The organism is Alloalcanivorax dieselolei B5 (genome assembly GCF_000300005.1).
GTDB classification, from domain to species: domain Bacteria; phylum Pseudomonadota; class Gammaproteobacteria; order Pseudomonadales; family Alcanivoracaceae; genus Alloalcanivorax; species Alloalcanivorax dieselolei.
Map to the genome: position 1 here is coordinate 4,601,121 of NC_018691.1, position 21,364 is coordinate 4,622,484.

Consider the following 21,364-nt stretch of genomic DNA (forward strand, 5'->3'; position numbering starts at 1 on the left):
AGCCATAACAGTAGAAAAACCGGCCTGAAACACTCGTCAAAGAGATGTCAAAATTTCGTTAAGTGGGCATTTTTCGGAAAAAATCAGGACGATGACAACGACACCTGAAAACAACAGCCCCCCGCTGGCAGGGAGGTGACCGAGATACGCCAGCCCTGGCTGGCACAGATCCGTTTCACCAACGAAAGGCCGAGCCCCATGCCCTCGCCCCGGGCGCCGCTTCCCCGCACGAACGGCTGGAAAACCGTCACCTGCTCCGCTTCGGGGATGCCGGAGCCGCTATCCTCCACTTTGAAGCCATGCGTCAACACCGTCAGTATGACGCCGCCGTTCTCGGTGTAGTGGCAGGCATTGCGCAGCAGGTTGCCCAGAACCGCTCCCAGCAACGTCTGGTTGTAGGCACTGGCGTTACCGTCCCCGCCATGCGGGTATCGCACCTGAAAATCCAGCCCCTTGGCACGAATCTGAGGCGCCCAGCGTGCACACTGTTCTTCCACCACCTGCCCAAGAGTGGCGTCGGCGGCGAAGGCCGAATCCTTCGGATCGTTGCGCGCCAGCATCAGGAAAGTGTCCACCAGACCGTGCATTTCCTTGACCGAGCGGGCGATGCGCTCCACCTGTTCCCGCTCCCGCTCCGCCAGTGGCCGGGCCGCCAGCAATTCACAGCTGCCGGCGATCACCATCAGCGGCGTGCGCAGTTCGTGACTGACATCCCCGGTGAACAGGCGCTCGCGCTCAAGGGATTCATGCAGGCGCCGCAGCGTGGCATCGAAGGCCGCCGCCAGATGTCCGATTTCATCGTCGGCATAATGCAGGGCCAGGGGCGGCGAATGGGAAAGCAAGCGGTCTTCCTGGCGCACCTGCCAGGCCAGCTTCACCAAAGGCGCCATCACTTTTCTTGCCAGTAACCAACCGAGCAGACAAGCGGCCACCACACTGAGCAGAAAGCCCACCGCGACCACCTGGAACAATGCCTGCTCACGGGCTTCGAATTCCTGCTGCTCCTGCAACAGCAGATAACGATGCCCTCCCTCATCACGCACATAGGCGTAATACGCTTCGCCGCCACGCTCCAACTCGTGAAAGCCGGCGGTCAGCGTCATCATCCAGGGCGCCGACGGCAAACCCGCGCCGGCATCACTGTAGAAACGGGTCTTGACGTCCAGCCGCGATGAAGAGTGCGCCAACGAATCATCGGAAAGAATCGCATCCATCTTACGATCCATTTCCTCCGACATCAGATGCTTCTCGACAAAATGAACGGAGAAGAAAATGCCAGACGAAAACAGCCCGCTGACCACCAGTGTCATCAACGTAAAGGCAATCACCAAGCGCCGAACGAACGGCTGCCGGCTAGACATCGGCCCGATCCGAGAGTCGATAACCAATGCCGTGAACGGTCTGAAGAAGCGCTCGCTCGAAGGGTTTGTCCACGGTCTGGCGTAACTGATGGATATGGCTGCGCAAACTGTCACTGTCCGGAGGATCTTCACCCCATAACGACGCTTCCAGGGCCTCCCGGCGCACTACCGCCGGGCTCTTTTGCATCAACACTTCCAGCAGCTTCAAGGCCAGCGGATTCAGCTTCAACGACTGTCCGGCCCGGGTCACTTCCAGTGTATCCAGGTCGTAGCACAGATCCGCCACTTGCAACTGGCGCTTGAGGTCGCCCTGGCACCGGCGCAGCACGGCTTCGATACGCGCCACCAGCTCCGACAGCGCAAACGGCTTGATCAGATAGTCATCGGCCCCGGTACGCAATCCTTTGACCCGGTCGTCCAACGCATCACGGGCGGTCAGCATAATGATCGGCGTGGTCACGCAGGCGTCCTGGCGCAGCCGTTCGCACAGCTGATAGCCGTCCATACCGGGCAGCATGATATCCAACAGAATCAGATCGAACGGCTGGGTTACCGCCAGGTGCAATCCGCTGACCCCGTCCCGGGCGCAATCCACCGTGAACCCCTTCAGTTGAAGGTAATCCATGACGTTGGCCAGAATGTCCGGGTTATCCTCAATGACCAGAATACGCACATCGTTCTCCGACACTTCAGGTCAGTCTGACGCCGCGCGAACGGCGGCCTGAGTGACAAACACTCAGAGAGAAGACCTTCCGGTCCCCGATTACGTTCCACCAGACCCGGTCTGCATTCGCCATTCTTCATCCATTTTTCATCCCCTTGTCACCTTTAACTGGGCCCTTACAAACCGAAACATGGCACTACGGTACTAAACGCAAGAGCCACGGTGCCGGTGCAATTCCCTGCCTACTCTTGGGGGCATTTATTGACCGTCTTTCAGCGGGGATCAGCATGGATCACAAACGTCGCGCTCTGGTGCGAGCACTCGGGGCAGGCAGCACTTTGGCATTGGCCGGCTGTGGCGGAGGCAGCGGTGGTGACGGCGGCGCGCCCACCGGCAATCCCGAAACACCCAACCAGCCCACGGACCCCGACACGCCGCCACCCTCACCGGAGCCGGAAACCCCGGTACCGCCCAACGTCCGTTTTCTGCATGGCGTGGCATCCGGCGACCCGCTCTCCACCCAAGTGATCCTGTGGACGCGGATCACTCCCGAGGAAGACGTCGAGGTAACGGTCACCGCCACCGTCGCCACGGATCCCGCCATGACCGCGGTGGTGGCTCAGTACCAGGCCGTGGCCAGCGCCGATGGCGACTATTGCGTCAAGGTGGATGCCACCGGGCTGCTGCCCGGCCGCTGGTATTACTACCGGTTCGAGGTGGGGCAGCGGTACTCGCCGGTGGGCCGCACCCGCACTTTCCCGGCGTCCTGGAAGGCTATTGATCGGGCCCGCTTCGCGGTGGTGTCCTGCTCCAATTTCCCCAACGGCTATTTCTCGGTCTACAAAGCGGTGGCGGAACTGGGCGACCTGGATTTCGTGCTGCATCTGGGAGATTACATCTACGAATACGGCGCCGGCGAGTACGGCGACTTTCCTGAACGCGTCCCCGATCCGCCTCACGAAATCGTCACCCGGGAGGATTACCGGCGGCGCCACGCCCAGTACAAGACCGATGAGGATCTGCAGGCGCTGCACCAGCAGTTCCCCATGATCGCGATCTGGGACGATCATGAGTCCGCCAACGACAGCTGGCACGGCGGCGCCGAGAACCACGACCCTCTCACCGAAGGCGTCTGGGAACAGCGTAAAAGCGCCGCCCGCGACGTGTATTTTGAGTGGATGCCGATCCGTCCCCGCGAGCCGGGCAACACGGACATCATCTACCGCCGCTTCCACTTCGGCGATTTGCTCGATCTGACCCTGCTGGATACCCGGCTGGACAGTCGTGACGAACCGTTGCCGGCGGTGGCCGGCTCACTGGACCCGAACCGCAATGACCCGGATCGCCGCCTGATCAGCAAGGCGCAAATGGACTTCCTGCTCGCCGGGCTCGACAACGCGCGCGGGCACTGGCGCTTCATCGGCCAGCAGGTCATGTTCGCTCAACTCAATATTCTCGAAATCCCCGGCCTGACCCCGGACATGAAGGGCCAGCTGCTGGCCGTCAACATGGATCAGTGGGACGGCTATACCGCCGACCGTGACACCATTCTCAAGCACCTCGAAGACAACCGGATCGATAACGTGGTCGTGCTCACCGGGGACATTCACACCTCCTGGGCCAACGAGTTGTACCGCAATCCCGCCGTGCTGGTGGGCGATCTGTTTGCTCGCCCGCTGGCGGCGGAGTTCGTCGCGCCTTCGGTGACCAGCCCCGGCTTCCCCGACGGCCTGGCGGAGCTGGCCTCGGTCGCGCTTCCGGTGGTCAATCCGCACATTCGTTACACCGAACTGAAAACCCACGGTTTTATTCTGGTGGATGTGACCCGCGGCCGCGCCCAGGCCGAGTTCCATTACGTCAACAGCATCGATTCCTATGACCTGCGCGGTCAGCTCAACGATCGGCTGACCAAGGTCGTGGCGGTGGAAAGCGGCAGCAGCCGCATCAAGGAAGACCTGCCGCTATCCCGCCCCCGAACGTTGCGCACCGCCCTGTTCCATCCTCCCGTCGAGCACAACCAGGAAGAGGTAAAATCATGAAGCCCCTATGGACGCTGCTGCCCCTGCTGGCAGCTCTGACTCTGGCCGCCTGCGGAGGGGGAGGCTCTTCCGGCAGTGACTCCGGCGGCGGGACCAATCCCGATCCTAACGTGCCTGGTGATGGCGGCGATGGCGGCAATGGTGGTGACGGCGGTGACGGCGGCGATGGAGATGGCGGCAACGGGGATCCGGATCCCGAACCTGAACCTGAGCCGGAACCCCTGGCGGCATTACGCTTCATCGTAATCGGCGATTCCGGCAGCGGCTCGTCGGGCCAGTACGCGGTGGGGGAAGCCATTGCCGCCGTCTGCGACCGCAAAGGCGGCATGAACGAAGCCTCCCCCGCCGCCGGTTGCCACCTCGCCCTGGGGCTGGGCGACAACATCTACGAATCCGGGGTCACCAGCGTCGACGATCCCCAGTTCGAGGAGAAATTCGAAAAGCCGTTCGAGCCGATCCAATTGCCGTTCTACATGGTGCTTGGCAACCACGACAATACCGGTTACGTCGGCGGTGATGGTGCCGGCAACGCCCGCGGCGAGTTCCAGGTCGACTACCATTATTTTGATGGCAGACTCTCAAACCGTTGGAAAATGCCGGACCGGTACTATCGGCATACCCCGGCACCGACCGCCCGCGACGGCCGCCCGCTGGTGGACTTTTTCGCCCTGGACTCCAATCCCATCGCCGGCGGCTTCGCTGACCCGAACATCGCCTACGCTTACCACACTTATGGCGTGGACCAGCGCAACTGGGCCGTGAACGCGCTGGCCGGTTCCAATGCGGTGTTCAAGATCGCCATGGCGCATCACCCTTATCTTTCCAATGGTTCCCACGGCAATGCCGGCAACTACGACGGCGTGCCGCATCAGATTTTGCCGGTGCTGGCCGGCACCCGCTGGAAGGCGTTCATGGAAGAGGCGGTGTGCGATCAGGCCGACTTCTTCCTGGCCGGTCACGATCATGATCTGCAGGTGCTGTCAGGCGTACCGTCCTCCTGCGGCCGCACTGAATTCATGGTCAGCGGCGCCGCCGGCAAGCATCGCTCCATCGACGATCCGCAACGCAACGACGCACTGTTCCAGCAAGGCGACGAGTACGGTTTCATGTGGCTGCAAGCCAGCGAAGCGGATGAGGACAAGCAAACACCGGCGTCTCTCTGCCTGGAAGTCTATGTGGTGGATAAAGACGCGGAAGGGCTCGGCGTCATCAACGGCGACGACGAACTGACCCCGGCGTTCACGCACTGCTATGACAAACAAGCGAAAACCGGCCTTACTCCCGGCAATGACTTTACCGGCCAGCCGATCGGCGACGGCGCCTTGCCATTGCCTCTGCCGGAGGACTTCGACGCTACCTTCACCGGCCCGCTGAAGGAGTTGCGCGAGGCCCTGGTATCAGGCTTCACCGAAGCCGGCGCGGACTTGCCGCCGGAAATGCGGCAAACGCTGGATCAACTGATCGCCGGCATGGACATTCTGTTGAACGCCCTGGATGCGGCCACCGCCGCCATCGTCAACGGTGACAGCAGTGAAATCACTCAGTCGGTGGAAGCGGTGCTGGCCGCGGCCGAGCAACTGCAGGCCATCGATACCAGCAGCCTGCCGGCGCCGTTCGATCAACTGGGCGGTGCCTTCCAGGCCCTGGCCGCGGGGATCGGCAGCGGCGAAACCGAGCCGGGAGAAGGCAGCACGGTGGACGACATCGCCTTCATTGCCGGCCCCCTGGTGGAGCTGTCCCGCAATCTGCATAACATCCTCGATGGCATTGAAGAAGTCATGCCCGAAGAGGTACCAGTGTTCGCCGGTCTCACTTCGGTACTGTCCACGGTCACCCTCGGCCTGGCCAACACTCTGGAACAACTGGTGGCCCTGGACGTCAGCGCCGGCGGTGACGAGCTGGTGGGAACGGTTCAGCAAACCCTGGAGCATCTGGTCAACGATGTGCTCTGGCTTAACAAGATTCCCGGAGCCGAAGATTACCCCGCCCTGCCCGGGGATTTTCTCTCCTCGGTGCTGTCCACCCTGGTGCGGGAGATCACCACGATACTGGATACGGTGCTGGAAGGGCCTTTGGATTTTCTCCGCAACCTGCTGTCGCCGATCACCGGATTATTGCGGGACCTGCTGTCCGGTTTGTTTGGTTAGCGGAAACATTATTGCTCCACGCGGACACCAACCCAGAGGTCACTACAAGGCCTCTGTAGGAGCCAGCCCTGCTGGAGAATAAGTTCTGGGGACGAAAAGATTCGCCAGCAGGGCTGGCTCCTACAGAGGCTTCGTAGCCTGGCCTGCGGGAAGAGGTCCGGGTTGCTCCGCATGGTGAAATATCAGCGACTCGTGAGCCGCGACAAACCCTATTTGGCGCCGCTCAACTGCAACATATGAATCACGGTGGCGCGAATTTCCTCGTCGCTGCAATCCACGCACCCGCCCCGGGGCGGCATCGCGTTCACACCATTGATGGCCTCGCGCACGATAGCGTCAAAGCCTTCCTCTTCCACTTCGTGGGACCAGTGCAAGCGGTTTTCCTTGGCCACTATCGGCGCGCCGCCGGCCCCACTGGAATGACAAACCACACAGTATTGTTGATAGAGGGACGCACCGTCGCGAACCGCCTTTTCTCCGGAAGAAGAAGCACTGTCGGCATCCGTGCACGCCGCCAGCACCAACGGCAATGTCATGATAAAAAAAGATCGCATCAACATGATCAACTCTTGGCGGTACGTTCCCGGACTCACCCCAAACGAGGGAAAGGGGTATGGCTTTTTTAAGTAACGCGTGGATCGCGTAGCGAAAAGTATAGCGTTGCCGTCCGGCACAAACATGACAACCGGATGGGCGCCGGGCGACGCTTGGGTCAAGGGGAGATGCGTTCCGGATCAGCCGGATCGGGTAGCGGATTTCAAGTCCAGGGACAGCCCGGCCACCACCAGCCGTACATTATGGCAACGTTGCGCCAGCGCCTGGTTGAGCCAGCCGAGTTCATCGCCGAAGCGACGGGTGAGCGGGTCCATGCCGATAATGCCGAGCCCCACTTCATTGCTGACGATCACCAGCGGGCCGGGATACTCGACCAGGGCCTCAAGGAAATCGTCGCGTTCCTTCTGGCAGCGTTGCTCGCCGGCGTGCAGCAGGTTGCTCAGCCAAAGGCTCATGCAATCGATCAGCAGACACGGCGCCGACGGCGCCTGCTCGCGCAGTACCCGGCCCAGCGCCAGCGGTTCTTCCACCAGCCCCCAATGGTCCGGGCGGCGGTGGCGATGCCGCTCAATACGATCGAGCATCTCCCCGTCCCCGGCGGTGGCGGTGGCCACGTAGGTCACCGGGCGGCCGCTGTTCGCCGCCGCCCGCTCCGCTTCCGCGCTTTTGCCGGAACGGATACCGCCGAGGATCAGGGTATGCGTCATCAGGATCAGCTCGCGGCGCGCAGCGCCGGAGAGGCAACCTTGCCGTTGAGCTCGGCCTTGGCGGCTTCGTATTCCCGCGCCAGGCGGTCCACGTGGTCGGCCGCGGAGACCACCTTGTCCACCGCGCCAATACCCTGGCCGCAGCCCCAGATGTCTTTCCAGGCCTTGGCCTTGCTGTTGCCGCCGGAACCGAAGTTCATCTTCGACGGATCGCTTTCCGGCAGGTCCTCCGGGTCGAGGCCGGCATTGCGGATGGACGGCGCCAGGTAGTTGCCGTGCACGCCGGTGAACAGGTTGCTGTAGACGATATCGTTGGCGGAGCTGTCGACGATCATCTGCTTGTAGCCTTCCGCCGCGTTGGCTTCCTCGCTGGCGATGAACATGGAGCCGATGTAGGCCAGGTCCGCGCCCATGGCCTGGGCGGCGAGAACCGAGCGGCCATTGGCGATGGAACCGGACAGCCCGATCGGACCATCAAACCACTGGCGTAATTCCTGAACCAGGGCGAACGGCGACAACTTGCCAGCGTGACCACCGGCACCGGCGGCCACCGCGATGAGGCCGTCCGCGCCCTTCTCGATGGCCTTGCGACCGAAGCGGTCATTGATGACGTCATGCAGGGTGATGCCGCCCCAGCTGTGCACGTGCTGGTTGAGGTCCTCGCGGGCGCCCAGGGAGGTGATCACCAGCGGCACCTTGTACTTCTCGCACAGCTCCAGATCCTGCTCCAGACGGTCATTGGTCTTGTGCACGATCTGGTTGACCGCGAAAGGCGCGGCGGGTTGATCGGGATGATCGCGATCCCAGGCCGCCAGTTCCTCGGTGATCTGGTGCAGCCACTCGTCCAGCTGTGACAGCGGACGGGCGTTCAGGGAGGGGAAGGAACCGATCACACCGGATTTGCACTGGGCGATGACCAGATCTGGATTGGAGATGATGAACAGCGGCGAACACAGCACCGGCAAACGCAGCCGGCTGGCGATGGAATCAGGAAGTGCCATGGGAAACTCTCTTCGGTCCGGGATGGCGATAAGATTTACACCGTATATCTTTAAAGATCAAGTCTGATCTTCATGCGCCGGGGGCCCCGGCTCCAATGAGGGCGGCGATGCCAGCATGCCCGCGTACAGCGTGCGCATGCACTTTTCGCGCAGGGTATCAGCGTCAATTTCCCGGTCCAGACGGCCGGCCATCTCCAGCACCACGATGCCGTGCATGGTGGCCCAGAACATATACCCGATCAGATCCGCGTCCCCTTGCAGCAGGCCGGCATCAATCATTAATTGCACATAGCCGATCATGGTGTCATGGGCACGGGCATTGGCTTTGACCAGTTCCGGATAGCGCTCTTCATCCTGCATGGAGAAGTCGAACATCATCTGGTACGCGGCGGGGTAACGTTTGGCGAAACGGACATAGGCATCGCCCACGGCGCGGGCCTTGGCACGCACATCCGGAGCCCGGTTCACCGCCCGTGACAACGACGAGGCGAACTTGTTGTAGGCAGCGGCACGCACGGCGGCAAGGATTTCATCCTTGTCCCGGAAGTAGCGATACGGCGTCATCGCGCTGACGCCCAGTTCGGCGGCGATCTGCCGCATGGTCACGTTCTCCGGTCCATGCTCGATGAACAAACGGGTGGCGACATCGCACACCCGTTTACGGAACACCGCCACTTCCTGATTGGTCTTCGGTTTCTTCGGCACCCGGTTCTCCCCAACTACGCCATTGGCGCGGACCTCGGTTATGGGCTTATATTGGTTTATTGATACAGTGTAAATCATAACAAAGACAGACATCGGGAGAGATCATGAGTACAACAACACCGCCCGCTGGCGGCAACGCGGGACCGCTGACCGGTGTCCGTGTTCTGGATTTCGGCCGTTTCATCGCCGGCCCTTTTTGCGCGGCGCTGTTGGCGGAGTTCGGCGCCGATGTGATCCGGGTGGAACGCCCGGAAGGCGCGGAAGACCGTTTCCTGATGCCGGTGACCGACGACGGCACCGGTGCCTTGTATCTGCAGATGAACCGCAATAAACGCTCGCTGGCCCTGGACGTGACCAGCGATGAGGGCCGCGCCATCGTGCGCCGGCTGCTGGCCAACACCGACGTGGTGGTGGCCAATCTGCCCCCCACCACCCTGCGCAAGATGGGCCTGGACTACGCCACGCTCAGCGCCATCAAGCCGGATATTATTCTGGTCAACCTCAGTGCCTACGGCCAGCAAGGTCCGTGGAGCACCCGCCCCGGCTTCGACAGTATCGGCCAGGTAATGTGCGGTGGAGTGTATCTGAGTGGTGAGGATGGCAAACCCCGCCGCACCCAGGTGAACTGGGTGGACCACGCCACCGCCACCCACGCGGCTTTCGGCACCCTGCTGGCGCTGATGGAACGTAATCTCAGCGGACGCGGCCAGGAGGTTACCGGGGCCCTGCTGAATACCGCGCTGTCCGCCCACGCCCAGCCCCTGGTGGAACAGCATCTGGTCGCCAGCAACCGCCAGCCGGCGGGTAACCGGGGCATCTTCACCAACCCCGGCGATCTGTTCGAGGCCCGTGACGGCTGGCTGGTGTTGCAGGCGGTGGGCAATCCCCTGTTCCGCCGGCTGGCGACATTGATTGATGAGCCGCAATGGCTGGAAGATCCCCGCTTCCAGGACGATGAGGGGCGCGGCGCCCACGGTGAGGAGCTGTGTGAGCGCATCGCGGCCTGGTGCGCGGAACGCACCCTCGACGAAGCGCTGGACGCACTGGCGGAAGCGCGTATTCCCTCGGCGCCGGTGCTGTCCCCGGCGCAGTCCCTGGCTCACCCTCAGGTTCAGGCCAGCGGCATGCTGCAGCCGATGACCATTCCCGGACTGGACAAGGAAGCGTTACTGGCCACGGCTCCGGTGAGTCTGTCCCGCACCCCGGGCAGCCTGCGCCGGCCGCCACCGCGGCTCGGCGAACATAACGAGGAAATCCTCGCCGAGCTGGAACGAGCGGAACAGGCTGGCTAAGGCCAGCTCGGCATTGATCGGCCGCTTCCCACAGACCGGAGCTGTAGGAGCTTGCCCTGCAAGCGAATCTTTTGGCCCGAGAGCCATTCGCTTGCAGGGCAAGCTCCTACAGCGGCTTCGTGGCGACCTCCGATTTCAGGTCTTCTCGCTCTCAGCCCCGCCCGACAAACGGCATTTTGGTGGCCATGATGGTCATGACCTGCACATTGGCGTCCAGCGGCAGTTGCGCCATGTGCACCACCGCATCGGCCACATGGGCCACGTCCATCATCGGCTCCACCAGGATATCGCCGTTGGCCTGGGGGATGCCGCGCCGCATCGGCTCGGTCATTTCGGTGGCGGCGTTGCCGATGTCGATCTGACCGCAGGCGATGTTGTAAGCGCGGCCATCCAGCGAGGTGGATTTGGTCAGCCCGGTCATGGCGTGTTTGGTGGCGGTGTAGGGTGCCGAGCGCGGTCGCGGCGAGGTGGCGGAGATCGAACCATTATTGATGATCCGGCCACCCTGCGGATGTTGCGTCTTCATGATGCGAAACGCCTCCTGAGTGCACAGGAAAGCCCCGGTCAGATTGGTGTCCACCACCGCCCGCCAGTGCTTCACCGACAGCTCTTCCAGCGGCACTGGCGGAGCGCCGATGCCGGCGTTGTTGAACAACAGATCGAGCCGTCCGTAGCGTTCCTTCACCTCGGCGAACAGGGCCTTCACCGAATCCGGGTCGGTGATATCGGTGGCGATGGCCAGCGCCTGATCCGGCCCCAGCCCGGCGTCCGCCAGCACCTGCTGCAGACGCTCGCCATTACGGCCGGCGGCACCCACGCGATAACCGGCGCTCACCAGCGCCAGCATCACCGCGCGTCCGATGCCGGTACCGGCTCCGGTCACAATGGCCACGGGAGATGAACTCATCACTGCTCTCCTTTCTGTTCGGGTTATACTGTCGGCCCCGTTTTTCAAAGCCGATCCGCCATGAAATACGCCATTCTGCCCGTTACCCCCTATGAACAGAACTGTTCTTTCCTGATTTGCGAGGCCACCGGCAAGGTCGCCATCGTCGACCCCGGCGGCGATTTGCCCCGCATCCACCAGGCTCTGGAGCAGCTCGGCGGCGAGGTGGAAAAGATCCTGGTGACCCACGCTCACCTGGATCATGTGGGCGGTGTCGCGGACCTGGCGGAGGAACTGGGCGTACCGATCGAAGGACCGCATCGTGACGACCAGTTCTGGATCGACATGCTGCCGCAACAGTCGCAGATGATGGGTTTTCCGCCCGCTCGCCCCTTCACTCCCGCCCGCTGGCTGGAACACGGCGATACCGTCACTGTCGGCGCGACGCAACTCAGGGTATTGCATTGCCCCGGCCATACCCCCGGGCACGTGGTGTTCTTCCAGCCGGAGGCCGGACTGGCGGTGGTCGGCGACGTGCTGTTCAACGGCTCCATCGGCCGCACCGACTTTCCCCGGGGCGATTACCAGACCCTGATCGACGCCATCCAGACCAGGCTGTTCACCCTCGGCGACGAGGTGGCGTTCATCCCCGGGCACGGACCGATGTCCACCATCGGCCATGAACGTCAGCACAACCCTTTCGTCGCCGATCATCGCGGCTAAGGCTTCATTTGCATCAGGGGCCGGGGTAAGGTGCTGTTCGGTTCCCGCCCGGCCGATCAGGAGACCCTCAATGCCGGATAATCATACCCAGCTGTGTAAACTGGCCTATGTTTTGCTTCTTCTCGGCATTCTTACCGGCGGCCTTACCGCGCTGGTGGCGGTGGTGATCGCGCACCTGTATGCGCCGCAGACCGACGACCCGGTTCGCGCCCATTTCCGCTTCCAGTACCGGACATTCTGGATCGGCCTGTTGTATTACTTCATCTCCGGGCTGACCACGCTGGCGCTGATCGGCTGGGTATTGTTGACCATCACGGTGGTGTGGTGGGTAATACGGGGTCTGCGCGGCCTGGATAAACTGAATCGCGGCCAGCCACCGGCCAATCTGGAAACCTGGGGCTTTTAACCCGCCCCCGTTGTTGCCGCCGTGGCACACACTGCCATGGAACATTGTCATAAAACCTTCACCGGCCATCGGCACACTGTCGGGCCTGTTTTACCGGGAGTTCACCATGCCTTCACCGCGTTCTCTTCTGATCCTGATCTTCGCCACCCTGGCGCTCACCGCCTGTGCGCGCAATCCGGTGGTTCAACTTTATGATGGTCCGAAAAAGCCGGACACCCAGGTACTGACGGTGCGGATTCCGACCCAGATGGAAGTCGTCACCATCAATGGCCAAGAGGTGAAAGGCGCCAACACCTTCTTCAATACCTCCCACAAGGATCTGAAGCTGACCCCCGGCACCTATGAAATCGTGGCCTACTACAAGGAACTGTGGGACCTGAACTCGGAAAGCCACGAAGTGATGAAATCCGATCCGGTGGTGTTCCCGGTCAACGGCAAGGCCGGCCAGTACTACGCCATGAACTACAAGCAGCCGGAAAACGCCCGCGAGGCCCGGGAGCTGGCGGACAACTTCTCCGGCTGGGTGGAGAACACCGCCACCGGCGAAAAGACCCCGACTCAACCCAGCGGTTTGGTGCTCAAGCGCAGCATTCTGGCGCCCCTCACCGGCACCGAGGTGGAATCCTCCACCAGCGAAGCGGTAGCGCCGAAGCCCGCCGCCGTGATCGCGCCCAAGGAAGCGGCCTCCGCACCGGCTCCCGCTCCGTCTTCTTCCGTGGCACCGGCGGCACCGGCCGGCAGCTATGTGGATACCCTGAAAGCCCAGTGGAACCAGGCCACGCCGGAAGAGCGTCGCGAGTTCCTGCAGTGGATTTCCAAGTAAGCTCTGACCGCCAGCAGCCCGCACTCACGCGGCGCTGGCGCTGATTCGCGGCCGGGCGGCGCTCCGCCTGGCCACGAATCAAGCGTTAGCGGGCTACGTCAACGATGTCGTCCGCTATCCCGCCTCGCCCTGCAAGGTCGCCACGACCTTGCGCGCGCCGCCATGATCCCGGTGCTCGCACAGATAGATCCCCTGCCAGGTGCCCAGGGCCAGGGCCCCGTCATGGAGCGGTAATGACAGGGACGGGCCGATCAGCACGCTCTTGATGTGCGCGGGCATGTCGTCTGGTCCTTCCAGGGTGTGTTCGTAGTGGGGCGCATTCTGCGGCACCATCACATTAAAATGGCGCTCCAGATCGCCGCGCACATCCGGGTCCGCGTTTTCGTTGACGGCCAGGGACGCGGAAGTGTGCTGGATGAACAAATGCAGCAACCCCACCCGGTAACGCCCCAATTCCGGCAGCGCCTCGACCACTTCACGGGTGATCAGGTGAAAACCCCGTGCCCGGGGCTTCAGGGTGATGGTCTGCTGGTGCCACATGGCTCAGGCTCCTTGTAGACCGTTGACGACGTTGACCGGCCGTCCGTTGCGCCAGGCGTGGATGTTCTCCACTACCTGGTCGACCATTCGCTGACGACACTCGGTACTGACCCAGGCGCTGTGCGGAGTGACGATCAGGTTCGGCACATCGCCGCTGAGCAGAGGGTGATCCGCCGCCGGCGGCTCCTGGCTGAGCACGTCGAGGGCGGCACCGCCCAAATGCCCGGCCCGCAATGACCGCTCCAACGCCGCCTCATCCACCAGCGGCCCGCGGGCGGTATTGATCAGGAAAGCGCCGGGACGCATGGCAGCCAGGAAATCATCATTGACCAGCCCCTGGGTGTCTTCGGTGAGCGGACAATGCAAGCTGATAACGTCGGCGCGACGGAGAAACTCCGGCAGCGGCACCCGGTCCGGCGCCGGGCTCGCGTCAGGACGCAGTGACGCGGCCACCAGCACATCCATGCCCAGTGCCCGGGCGATGGCCGCCACCCTCTGTCCCAGAGCGCCGTAGCCGATAATACCGAGGGTACGGCCGGCCAGATCCACCACCGGGTAATCCATGCGACAGAACATGGTGGACTCGCTCCAGCGGCCCCGTTGGGCATCCCGGTCGTATCGATGCCATTGCGTGGCGAGGCCCAGCATCAGCGCCATCGCGTGCTGCGCCACGGTGGCGGTGGAGTAGCCCACCACGTTGCTGACCACGATGCCTTTTTCCCGCGCCGCGTCCAGATCCACGTTATTGGTGCCGGTGGCGGAGATACCGATAAACTTGAGGTCCGGACAAGCGTCCATGGTGGCCCGGTCGATGACCACCTTGTTGGTCACCGCCACGGCGGCGCCGGCCAGACGTTCGGCCACCTGTTCCGGGGCGGTGCGGTCATGGAAGGTCCAGCCGGACAGCGCGGCCCGCAGCGCCGACAAATCCAGTTCGGAGGGCTTGATGGTTTCGATGTCGAGAAATACGCCTTGCATGGGAGATCCTTCGTTGTGAAACCGGACGGGCCCACTATGCTAACGGAATTGCTCAGGGAAATGGGCTTCGAGCCTTCCCCGGAACGCCCGGAGCCGCCCCGGGTGGCGGCCAGCGCCTGCCTGCTGGGCCAGCCGGTGCGCTACGACGGCGGCCACAAGTACCATTCCACCGTGGCCAACACCCTGGCGGCCCGGGTTACCCTGGTGCCGCTATGCCCGGAAACCGCCATCGGCCTGCCAGTGCCTCGCCCCCCGATCCAGGTGGTGCTTGTGGGCGAGGCGCAGCGCGTGCGCGGCCTGGCCGCGCCGAACGAAGATTTCAGTGATGCCCTGGCGGATTACGCCGACGGCCTGGCGCTGGCACTGGACGGCGTGGTGCTGAAGTCGCGTTCACCCAGTTGCGGCTTTGGCACCACACCGCTGCATGACGAGAGCGGCCGGGAACTCGGCTTCACCAGCGGCGCTTTCGCCGCCCGGCTCCATGCCCGTCTGCCGTTCTTGCCACTGTGCAACGACAGCGATCTGGATGAGGATGGCGTGCTCACTGATTTCCTGCTGCAAGTCCACTGCCATCGCCACTGGCGGCTGGGCGGCTCCCTTGCCGATCTGCGACAGCGGGCACAACACCTTGCTCCGGGCCCTCGGCAGTTGCTATTGAGGTATTTGCAGCGTTTTGAACGCCATCACCGTCCCTTTACCAAATCCACATCACCACAGCGGTGATGACCGCGAACAACACGCACAGCCCAAGGAAAGGCCACCACGGAAACCGTTGCTTCGGTTCTTCTTCCAACTGCTCATAAAGGTACTCACGCAGCAATCGGGTATTGCGCGTATTCGCTTTGAACACCGCGTCGAAGGCATCACCGACCACTGGCAGCAGGCCGCCGAGAAAGTCCACCAGGATGTTGCGCACCATGCGCCGTTTGACCTTGCCGCTGGCGCCGACTTTCTGCGCCTGCAACAACACATAACTGGACAGCACCAACCCCACCACGTCGCCGATACCCGGAATCAGCCCGATAATGGCTTCCAGGCCGATACGAAAGCGGGTGAAAGGAATACCGATACTGGAGTCGGTCCAGGTGCTGAACCGGTCAAGCCGTTCCAGCACCGCCTGATAACGCTGACGTTCCTGTTCATCCATGCACTGATCTCCTTTCCAGTCTGCGGAATCGGTTATTCCAGATAGGTGTAACCGGCCAGACCGTCGCGAATGTCGTTCAGAAACACCTGCCGGCGTGATTCGTCCAGATGCGCATCACGGCATCGGTTTTCCAAGGTTTCCAGCAACCGCTGGGGATCGAAATTAACGTAACGCAGCACGCTACTGACGGTGTCGCCTTGAATCGCGTGGGCCAGTTCAATGTCGCCATTCTCCGTGACCGTAACATCCACCGAGTCGGTGTCACCGAACAGGTTGTGCATGTCACCAAGAATCTCCTGGTAAGCGCCAACCATGAAGATACCAAGATGGCCATTCAGGGTCTCCGGCAGCGGCAGGCTGCTTTCCACGCCCTCACCGTCCACGTACTGATCGATACGGCCATCCGAGTCGCAGGTGATGTCCTGCAAGACCCCCCGGCGGGTGGCCGGCTGATCGAGCCCGGACAAAGGCAGCACCGGAAACACCTGATCGATACCCCAGACATCCGGTACCGACTGGAACACGGAGAAGTTGACGAACAACTTGTCCGCCAGACGTTCATTGAGCTGGTCCAGCAGCTCCCGCTGCTGCCGGCGGCGCGGATCCAGGCGCTGGCGCAAGCGCAGCAGTGCATTCACGTACAACTGCTCGGCGCGGGCACGTTCGACGATGCCGAGGTCCCCGTTAAGGTAACGCAGTTGCAGATCCTGCCAGGCGCCCATCAGTTCCGGATACAGCTCCAGCAGGTTGCCCTCGCCGCGTTCCAGTTGCCCGTTCAACCGCCACAGCTCGTGCAGTTCCACACTGTCGTCGGCACCGGGCGGGGCCACCTCCGCCACGGTCTGGCGTTCTTCGTCGGTGATATTGAGCAACAGCACCGCGTGATGGGCGGTGAGCGCGCGGCCGGACTCGGAAATCACGTCAGGGTGCGGCAAGTCGTGGGCGGCGCACTGTTCAGCCAGAGTATGAACAATATGCCAGGCGTAGTCGGCCACGCCATAGTTCATCGAGCAGTAGGAACGCGAGTGGGTGCCTTCGTAATCCACGCCGAGGCCACCGCCCACGTCCACGGTATCCACCGGCGCGCCCAGGCCGCGCAGTTCCACATAGTAGCGGGCCGCCTCGCGCATGCCGGCCTTGATGTCCTGGATGTTGGCCACCTGGGAGCCCAGGTGAAAATGCAACATGCGCACACAGGACAACTTGCCGGCGTCCCGGCAGTGCGCCACCGCCTCGATCAGTTGCGGCGCGCTCAGGCCGAATTTGGATTTCTCGCCCCCGGTGTTCTGCCAGTTGCCCTTGCCGATGTTCATCAGGCGCACGCGCAGGCCAATGATCGGCTGTACCCCGATCCGGTCCGCCTCTTCCAGCAGCAGTGGCAGCTCCGAGAGCTTTTCCACCACGATATGCACCTTGAACCCCAGCGTCTGGCCCATCAGCGCCAGACGCAGGTATTCACGATCCTTATAGCCGTTGCAGACCACCGTGTCGCCGGGATTGGACAGCGCCAGCACCGCCAGCAGCTCGGGCTTGGAGCCGGCTTCCAGGCCGACCCGGTCACCGTCTTCACGGGCGCGGATGATCTCATGCACCACCCGGCGCTGCTGATTCACCTTGATCGGATAAACCGGTGTGTACTCCCCCCGGTATTGCAGATCGTCAATGGCGGCCCCGAAGGCGCCGGACAAACGCCGCACCCGGTCCCTGAGAATGCCGGAGAAGCGGGCCAGCACCGGAGGCCGCAACCCGGCCTGCCGGCAGGCTTCCAGCACCGTTTCCAACGGCGCCTCGGTGCCATCGCCACCCCGCGGCCGCACGCACAGGCGCCCCCGGTCATCGATACGGAAATAGCCATCCCCCCAGCGATCCACATTGTAGATGGCGTCAAAGGGGCGTTCCGGGGTGGTGCTCATAGGCTGGTGATCCTTGCTGATGAGGATGAGGGCAGCCCCAATTATGGGCCATCATGGAGGGGTGGCAAATCCTTGCTTCGGTATAATTCGCCGGACGTCTGACGTCAGACGTCCGACCTCTTATTTAAAGCGCCCGGCGTCCGGCGCTTTTCTATAGGCGCCAGTACCACGGCGCAGTACAATCGGCGCCGTTCCATTTACTGTTTTTCTCCACCACCCATCAGCGGGAAGAGTCCTATGAGTGCCCAAGACGGCAACTGGTTCATCGAGCATTTCGACTCCGCCGGCGTGGCCTTCGGCCTGCGCCTCAAGCAAAAGCTGGAAGCGGTGCAAACCCCCTACCAGCACATCGAAATGTGGGAAACCGACACCTTTGGCTATCTGATGACCATCGACGGCGCCACCATGCTGAGCAGCCGCGATAACTTCCTCTATCACGAAATGATGGCGCACCCGGCCCTGTTCGCGCACGCGGCACCGCGCCGGGTATTGATCATCGGCGGCGGCGATTGCGGCACCCTGCGCGAGGTACTGCGCCACGGCGGTGTGGAAAAAGCGGTGCAGATCGACATCGACGAACAGGTCACCCGCTTCTCCGAGAAGTACTTCCCGGAATTGTGCGAGTCCAACGACGATCCCCGCGCCGAGCTGCGCTTCGAGGACGGCGTCAAGTTCATGCAGGAGTGCGAGCCCGGCCAGTTCGACGTCATCATCGTCGATTCCACCGATCCGGTGGGGCCCGCGGAAGGGCTGTTCAAGGCGGAGTTCTTCCGTCACTGCCACCGCGTGCTCGCCGATGGCGGGGTCTTGGTACAGCAATCGGAGTCACCGCTGCTGCACAGCGACACCATCATCCGCGACCTGCATGTGAACATGCGCGAGGCCGGTTTTGATCACACCCAGACCCTGCCGTTCCCGCAGCCGGTCTATCCCAGCGGCTGGTGGAGCTGCACCCTGGCCGGCAAAGGCTGTGATGTCGGTGCCTTCCGCGAGGCGGACGCCGCCGGCAAGGACTTCGACACCCGCTATTACAGCAACGCCATCCACCATGGCGCCCTGACCCTGCCGCCGTTCATGAGCGCCGCCATCGGCACCTGAGGGGTTGACAGTTGATAGTGGACAGTTGACAGCGACGCGAGACAGGATCAATTGATTTGAAAGCAAAGAGGCCGCGCCTGAAGCTTGGCGCGGCCTCTTTGCTCTTGGAACAAAAACAACACCAGGAAAAACGGATCTTGCTGATGCGCAAAGGGTTTTTGCGTAAACGCATTTATTTCGTTTTTCACTGTCAACTGTCCACTATCAACTGTCAACTCTTCCCAAGCTCTTCTTCCACCCAATCCAGACGGTCCTGGCCGAAAAACATTTCGTCGCCGACAAACATTGTCGGGGCGCCGAAGATGCCGCGGGACACGGCTTCTTCCGTGGTCTTTTTCAGCGCGTCCTTAACCTCCGGCTGCTGGGCCCGGGCCGCCCATTCCGCCGGATCAAGACCGGCTTCCTGGAGGGTCGCGCCAAGCACTTCCAGCTCATCCAGTTTGCGTTCCCGCAGCCACATCCCTTCGAACAGCGCGCGCAGCATGGTGTCCCATTGCGGCGTGTTCAAGGCGGCGGTGAGCAGACGCATGCAGTTCAGCGTATTCACCGGAAAATGCGGGTTCTGCTTGAGGGGCACACCATATCGCCGGGCATAGCGCTGCATGTCCTTTCGAGTGTACAAGCCCTTGAGCGGAACCGTCGCCGGGGAGGCGTTACCGGTGGCCTTGAATACCCCACCAAGCAACATCGGCCGGTACACCAGTTCAGCGCCATGACGTTCGGCGATTCCGGGTAATTGGGTCCAGGCCAGATAGGTGGTGGGGCTGCCCACGTCGAAGAAGAATTCCACGGTTTTGCTCATCTCAAAAGGTCTCCATCCAGGGTCTCAGATCCAGCTCATGGGTCCAGGTATCACGGGGCTGTTGATGCAGCGTCCAGTAAGTATCGGCAATGTGCTCGGGGTTGAGGATACCGTCCTGCTCCTTGAGCGCGTAACGCTGGGGAAAGTTGTCACGGATAAAGGCGGTATCAATGGCGCCATCGATGATGCTGTGCGCCACATGGATGCCCTCCGGTCCCAGCTCCCGCGCCATGCTTTGGGCCAGTGCGCGCAGCGCGAACTTGGCGCCGGCAAAAGCGGAGAAGCCACGACCACCGCGCAGCGACGCGGTGGCGCCGGTGAAAATGATGGTGCCGCGCCCTCGGGGCACCATCACCCGCGCCGCCTCACGTCCGGCCAGGAAACCGGCGAACGCCGCCATCTCCCAGACCTTGCGATAGACCCGGGCAGTGGTGTCACGGATCGGAAAGTTGACGTTGGCGCCAATGTTGAACACCAATACCTCCAGAGGCCCCACCTCCTGTTCGATGGTATCCACCAGGGCCACCGCCTGCTCTTCATCACGGGCGTCGGAGCCAAAGGCGCGGGCCTCTCCGCCCTCCGCTTCGATCTCAGCCACCAGGTCCGCCAGGGATTCCTTCTGGCGTCGGCTGACACAGGCCACATAACCCTCGCGGGCGAAGCGTCGGGCAATGGCGCCGCCGGTGGCATCGCCGGCCCCCACCACCAAGATCGCGGGTTTGCTCATGACTCTCTCCTGATTGCACCACGGTCGGCCCACTGCACCGCGATCAACATATGCACCACGGTCAACATAACGGTACCGACCATCGACATTGAAAGTTCCAAAAAGGAACCAAATAGTCCATTCTTTTTTAGAACCTGTCAAACCTCTATACTGCGGCGTGGTTAAGGAGATACTTATGCGCTGGCAAGATCTGGATCAGGAGCCCTGCTCCATGGCCCGCACCCTGGCGGTGATCGGCGACCGCTGGACGCTGTTGATATTGCGGGATTGTTTTCTCGGCGTGCGCCGGTTCGAGCGTTTCCAGGAACGGCTGGGGATCACCCGGCATGTGCTCAGCGACCGGCTGCGCAAGCTGGTGGCGGCCGGTGTACTGGAGAAGCGGGCTTACCAGGAACGGCCCCCGCGGGAAGAGTATCGCCTCACCACCATGGGGCTGGAACTGCACCCGGCGATCATTCACCTGGTGCAATGGGGCGACCGCTGGCTGTCCGATGACCATGGCGCCCCGCTGCAGCATATTCACCGCGGTCATGGACACCGTTTCCAGGCTCAGCTCACCTGCGCCGATTGCGGCGACGTGGTGGGACCGCGGGATGTCACCGTGGCGGCCAACCCGGCCCTGGCGCAACAACTGGAACTGCCCGACGAAGGCCGGTCACCGGACACCGCCTGGCGGCAGGGTGGATGACCGGGTGACCGCCATGGACGGCGGTCATAAAAAAAGGGAGCCAAAGGCTCCCTTTTCTGAGTGGCCACAACCCAAAATCAGCCACCCACCTGTACCGCTACGGCCCAAGCCACGACTCCCAGAATGACGATCAGCAGCACCCGACGTCGCACCAGGGGCCAA

22 protein-coding genes are annotated in these 21,364 nt (G+C 62.4%); 9 read left to right on the top strand and 13 right to left on the bottom strand.

The window, feature by feature from the left end; all coding sequences use genetic code 11:
- Positions 1-83: 83 nt before the first annotated feature.
- Positions 84-1,361, bottom strand: coding sequence for a sensor histidine kinase (locus tag B5T_RS20610; protein ID WP_041717165.1), 1,278 nt, complete (start codon positions 1,359-1,361; stop codon positions 84-86).
- Positions 1,354-2,034, bottom strand: a complete 681-nt coding sequence (locus tag B5T_RS20615; protein WP_014996463.1) for a response regulator transcription factor — start codon at positions 2,032-2,034, stop codon at positions 1,354-1,356. Before B5T_RS20615 ends, B5T_RS20610 begins: the two co-directional genes overlap by 8 nt.
- A 278-nt stretch (positions 2,035-2,312) precedes the next feature.
- Between B5T_RS20615 and B5T_RS20620 the strand changes: the two genes are divergently transcribed.
- Entirely contained in the window at positions 2,313-4,064 is a 1,752-nt protein-coding gene (locus B5T_RS20620; protein WP_014996464.1) for an alkaline phosphatase D family protein, read from the top strand.
- Positions 4,061-6,211, top strand: a complete 2,151-nt coding sequence (locus B5T_RS20625) for a metallophosphoesterase (protein WP_014996465.1) — start codon at positions 4,061-4,063, stop codon at positions 6,209-6,211. Before B5T_RS20620 ends, B5T_RS20625 begins: the two co-directional genes overlap by 4 nt.
- A 209-nt stretch (positions 6,212-6,420) precedes the next feature.
- On the opposite strand, the gene B5T_RS20630 is transcribed toward B5T_RS20625, so the two are convergent.
- The 4 genes from B5T_RS20630 to B5T_RS20645 all read right to left on the bottom strand — a co-directional run bounded on the left by B5T_RS20630 (position 6,421) and on the right by B5T_RS20645 (position 9,179).
- Positions 6,421-6,771, bottom strand: coding sequence for a c-type cytochrome (locus tag B5T_RS20630; RefSeq protein ID WP_014996466.1), 351 nt, complete (start codon positions 6,769-6,771; stop codon positions 6,421-6,423).
- A gap of 174 nt (positions 6,772-6,945) precedes the next feature.
- Positions 6,946-7,473 (bottom strand): bifunctional adenosylcobinamide kinase/adenosylcobinamide-phosphate guanylyltransferase, encoded by a 528-nt coding sequence (gene cobU / locus B5T_RS20635; protein ID WP_014996467.1) that lies wholly within the window; start codon positions 7,471-7,473, stop codon positions 6,946-6,948.
- 5 nt (positions 7,474-7,478) lie between these two features.
- A complete protein-coding gene (locus B5T_RS20640; RefSeq protein ID WP_014996468.1) occupies positions 7,479-8,474 on the bottom strand; it encodes an NAD(P)H-dependent flavin oxidoreductase in 996 nt (331 codons plus the stop codon).
- A gap of 57 nt (positions 8,475-8,531) precedes the next feature.
- Positions 8,532-9,179 (bottom strand): TetR/AcrR family transcriptional regulator, encoded by a 648-nt coding sequence (locus B5T_RS20645; RefSeq protein WP_014996469.1) that lies wholly within the window; start codon positions 9,177-9,179, stop codon positions 8,532-8,534.
- 104 nt (positions 9,180-9,283) lie between these two features.
- Here B5T_RS20645 and B5T_RS20650 point away from each other — a divergent pair, with 104 nt between their 5' ends.
- Positions 9,284-10,471 (top strand): CaiB/BaiF CoA transferase family protein, encoded by a 1,188-nt coding sequence (locus tag B5T_RS20650; RefSeq protein WP_014996470.1) that lies wholly within the window; start codon positions 9,284-9,286, stop codon positions 10,469-10,471.
- A 151-nt stretch (positions 10,472-10,622) separates the two neighbouring features.
- Here the strand turns inward: B5T_RS20650 and B5T_RS20655 are convergent, their stop codons facing one another.
- Positions 10,623-11,378 (bottom strand): SDR family oxidoreductase, encoded by a 756-nt coding sequence (locus B5T_RS20655; protein WP_014996471.1) that lies wholly within the window; start codon positions 11,376-11,378, stop codon positions 10,623-10,625.
- A gap of 60 nt (positions 11,379-11,438) precedes the next feature.
- Here B5T_RS20655 and B5T_RS20660 point away from each other — a divergent pair, with 60 nt between their 5' ends.
- The 3 genes from B5T_RS20660 to B5T_RS20670 all read left to right on the top strand — a co-directional run bounded on the left by B5T_RS20660 (position 11,439) and on the right by B5T_RS20670 (position 13,309).
- On the top strand, positions 11,439-12,080 hold the full coding sequence (locus B5T_RS20660) for an MBL fold metallo-hydrolase (RefSeq protein WP_014996472.1): 642 nt from the start codon (positions 11,439-11,441) through the stop codon (positions 12,078-12,080).
- 70 nt (positions 12,081-12,150) lie between these two features.
- Positions 12,151-12,486, top strand: coding sequence for a DUF4870 family protein (locus B5T_RS20665; protein WP_014996473.1), 336 nt, complete (start codon positions 12,151-12,153; stop codon positions 12,484-12,486).
- Positions 12,487-12,592: 106 nt separating this feature from the next.
- Positions 12,593-13,309 (top strand): DUF2057 domain-containing protein, encoded by a 717-nt coding sequence (locus B5T_RS20670; protein ID WP_014996474.1) that lies wholly within the window; start codon positions 12,593-12,595, stop codon positions 13,307-13,309.
- 114 nt (positions 13,310-13,423) lie between these two features.
- Here the strand turns inward: B5T_RS20670 and B5T_RS20675 are convergent, their stop codons facing one another.
- Complete coding sequence (locus tag B5T_RS20675; RefSeq protein ID WP_014996475.1) at positions 13,424-13,849, bottom strand: secondary thiamine-phosphate synthase enzyme YjbQ; 426 nt, start codon at positions 13,847-13,849, stop codon at positions 13,424-13,426.
- A 3-nt stretch (positions 13,850-13,852) separates the two neighbouring features.
- Positions 13,853-14,827, bottom strand: a complete 975-nt coding sequence (locus B5T_RS20680) for a 2-hydroxyacid dehydrogenase (protein WP_014996476.1) — start codon at positions 14,825-14,827, stop codon at positions 13,853-13,855.
- A gap of 36 nt (positions 14,828-14,863) precedes the next feature.
- Here B5T_RS20680 and B5T_RS20685 point away from each other — a divergent pair, with 36 nt between their 5' ends.
- A complete protein-coding gene (locus B5T_RS20685; protein WP_014996477.1) occupies positions 14,864-15,550 on the top strand; it encodes a DUF523 domain-containing protein in 687 nt (228 codons plus the stop codon).
- Here B5T_RS20685 and B5T_RS20690 read toward each other — a convergent pair.
- Positions 15,522-15,974 (bottom strand): DUF4112 domain-containing protein, encoded by a 453-nt coding sequence (locus tag B5T_RS20690; protein ID WP_014996478.1) that lies wholly within the window; start codon positions 15,972-15,974, stop codon positions 15,522-15,524. The genes B5T_RS20685 and B5T_RS20690 overlap by 29 nt on opposite strands.
- Before the next feature lie 32 nt (positions 15,975-16,006).
- On the bottom strand, positions 16,007-17,887 hold the full coding sequence (gene speA / locus B5T_RS20695) for a biosynthetic arginine decarboxylase (protein ID WP_014996479.1): 1,881 nt from the start codon (positions 17,885-17,887) through the stop codon (positions 16,007-16,009).
- Positions 17,888-18,124: 237 nt separating this feature from the next.
- On the opposite strand from speA, the gene speE reads away from it, so the two are divergent.
- The gene (gene speE, locus B5T_RS20700; RefSeq protein WP_014996480.1) at positions 18,125-18,985 is read left to right on the top strand and encodes a polyamine aminopropyltransferase; all 861 of its coding nucleotides are present in this window, start codon (positions 18,125-18,127) and stop codon (positions 18,983-18,985) included.
- A gap of 211 nt (positions 18,986-19,196) precedes the next feature.
- On the opposite strand, the gene B5T_RS20705 is transcribed toward speE, so the two are convergent.
- Both B5T_RS20705 and B5T_RS20710 read right to left on the bottom strand, forming a co-directional pair.
- A complete protein-coding gene (locus B5T_RS20705; RefSeq protein WP_014996481.1) occupies positions 19,197-19,787 on the bottom strand; it encodes a 2-hydroxychromene-2-carboxylate isomerase in 591 nt (196 codons plus the stop codon).
- A 1-nt stretch (position 19,788) separates the two neighbouring features.
- On the bottom strand, positions 19,789-20,514 hold the full coding sequence (locus tag B5T_RS20710; protein ID WP_014996482.1) for an SDR family oxidoreductase: 726 nt from the start codon (positions 20,512-20,514) through the stop codon (positions 19,789-19,791).
- A 175-nt stretch (positions 20,515-20,689) separates the two neighbouring features.
- Between B5T_RS20710 and B5T_RS20715 the strand changes: the two genes are divergently transcribed.
- Complete coding sequence (locus B5T_RS20715; protein ID WP_014996483.1) at positions 20,690-21,202, top strand: winged helix-turn-helix transcriptional regulator; 513 nt, start codon at positions 20,690-20,692, stop codon at positions 21,200-21,202.
- Positions 21,203-21,364 lie beyond the last annotated feature (162 nt).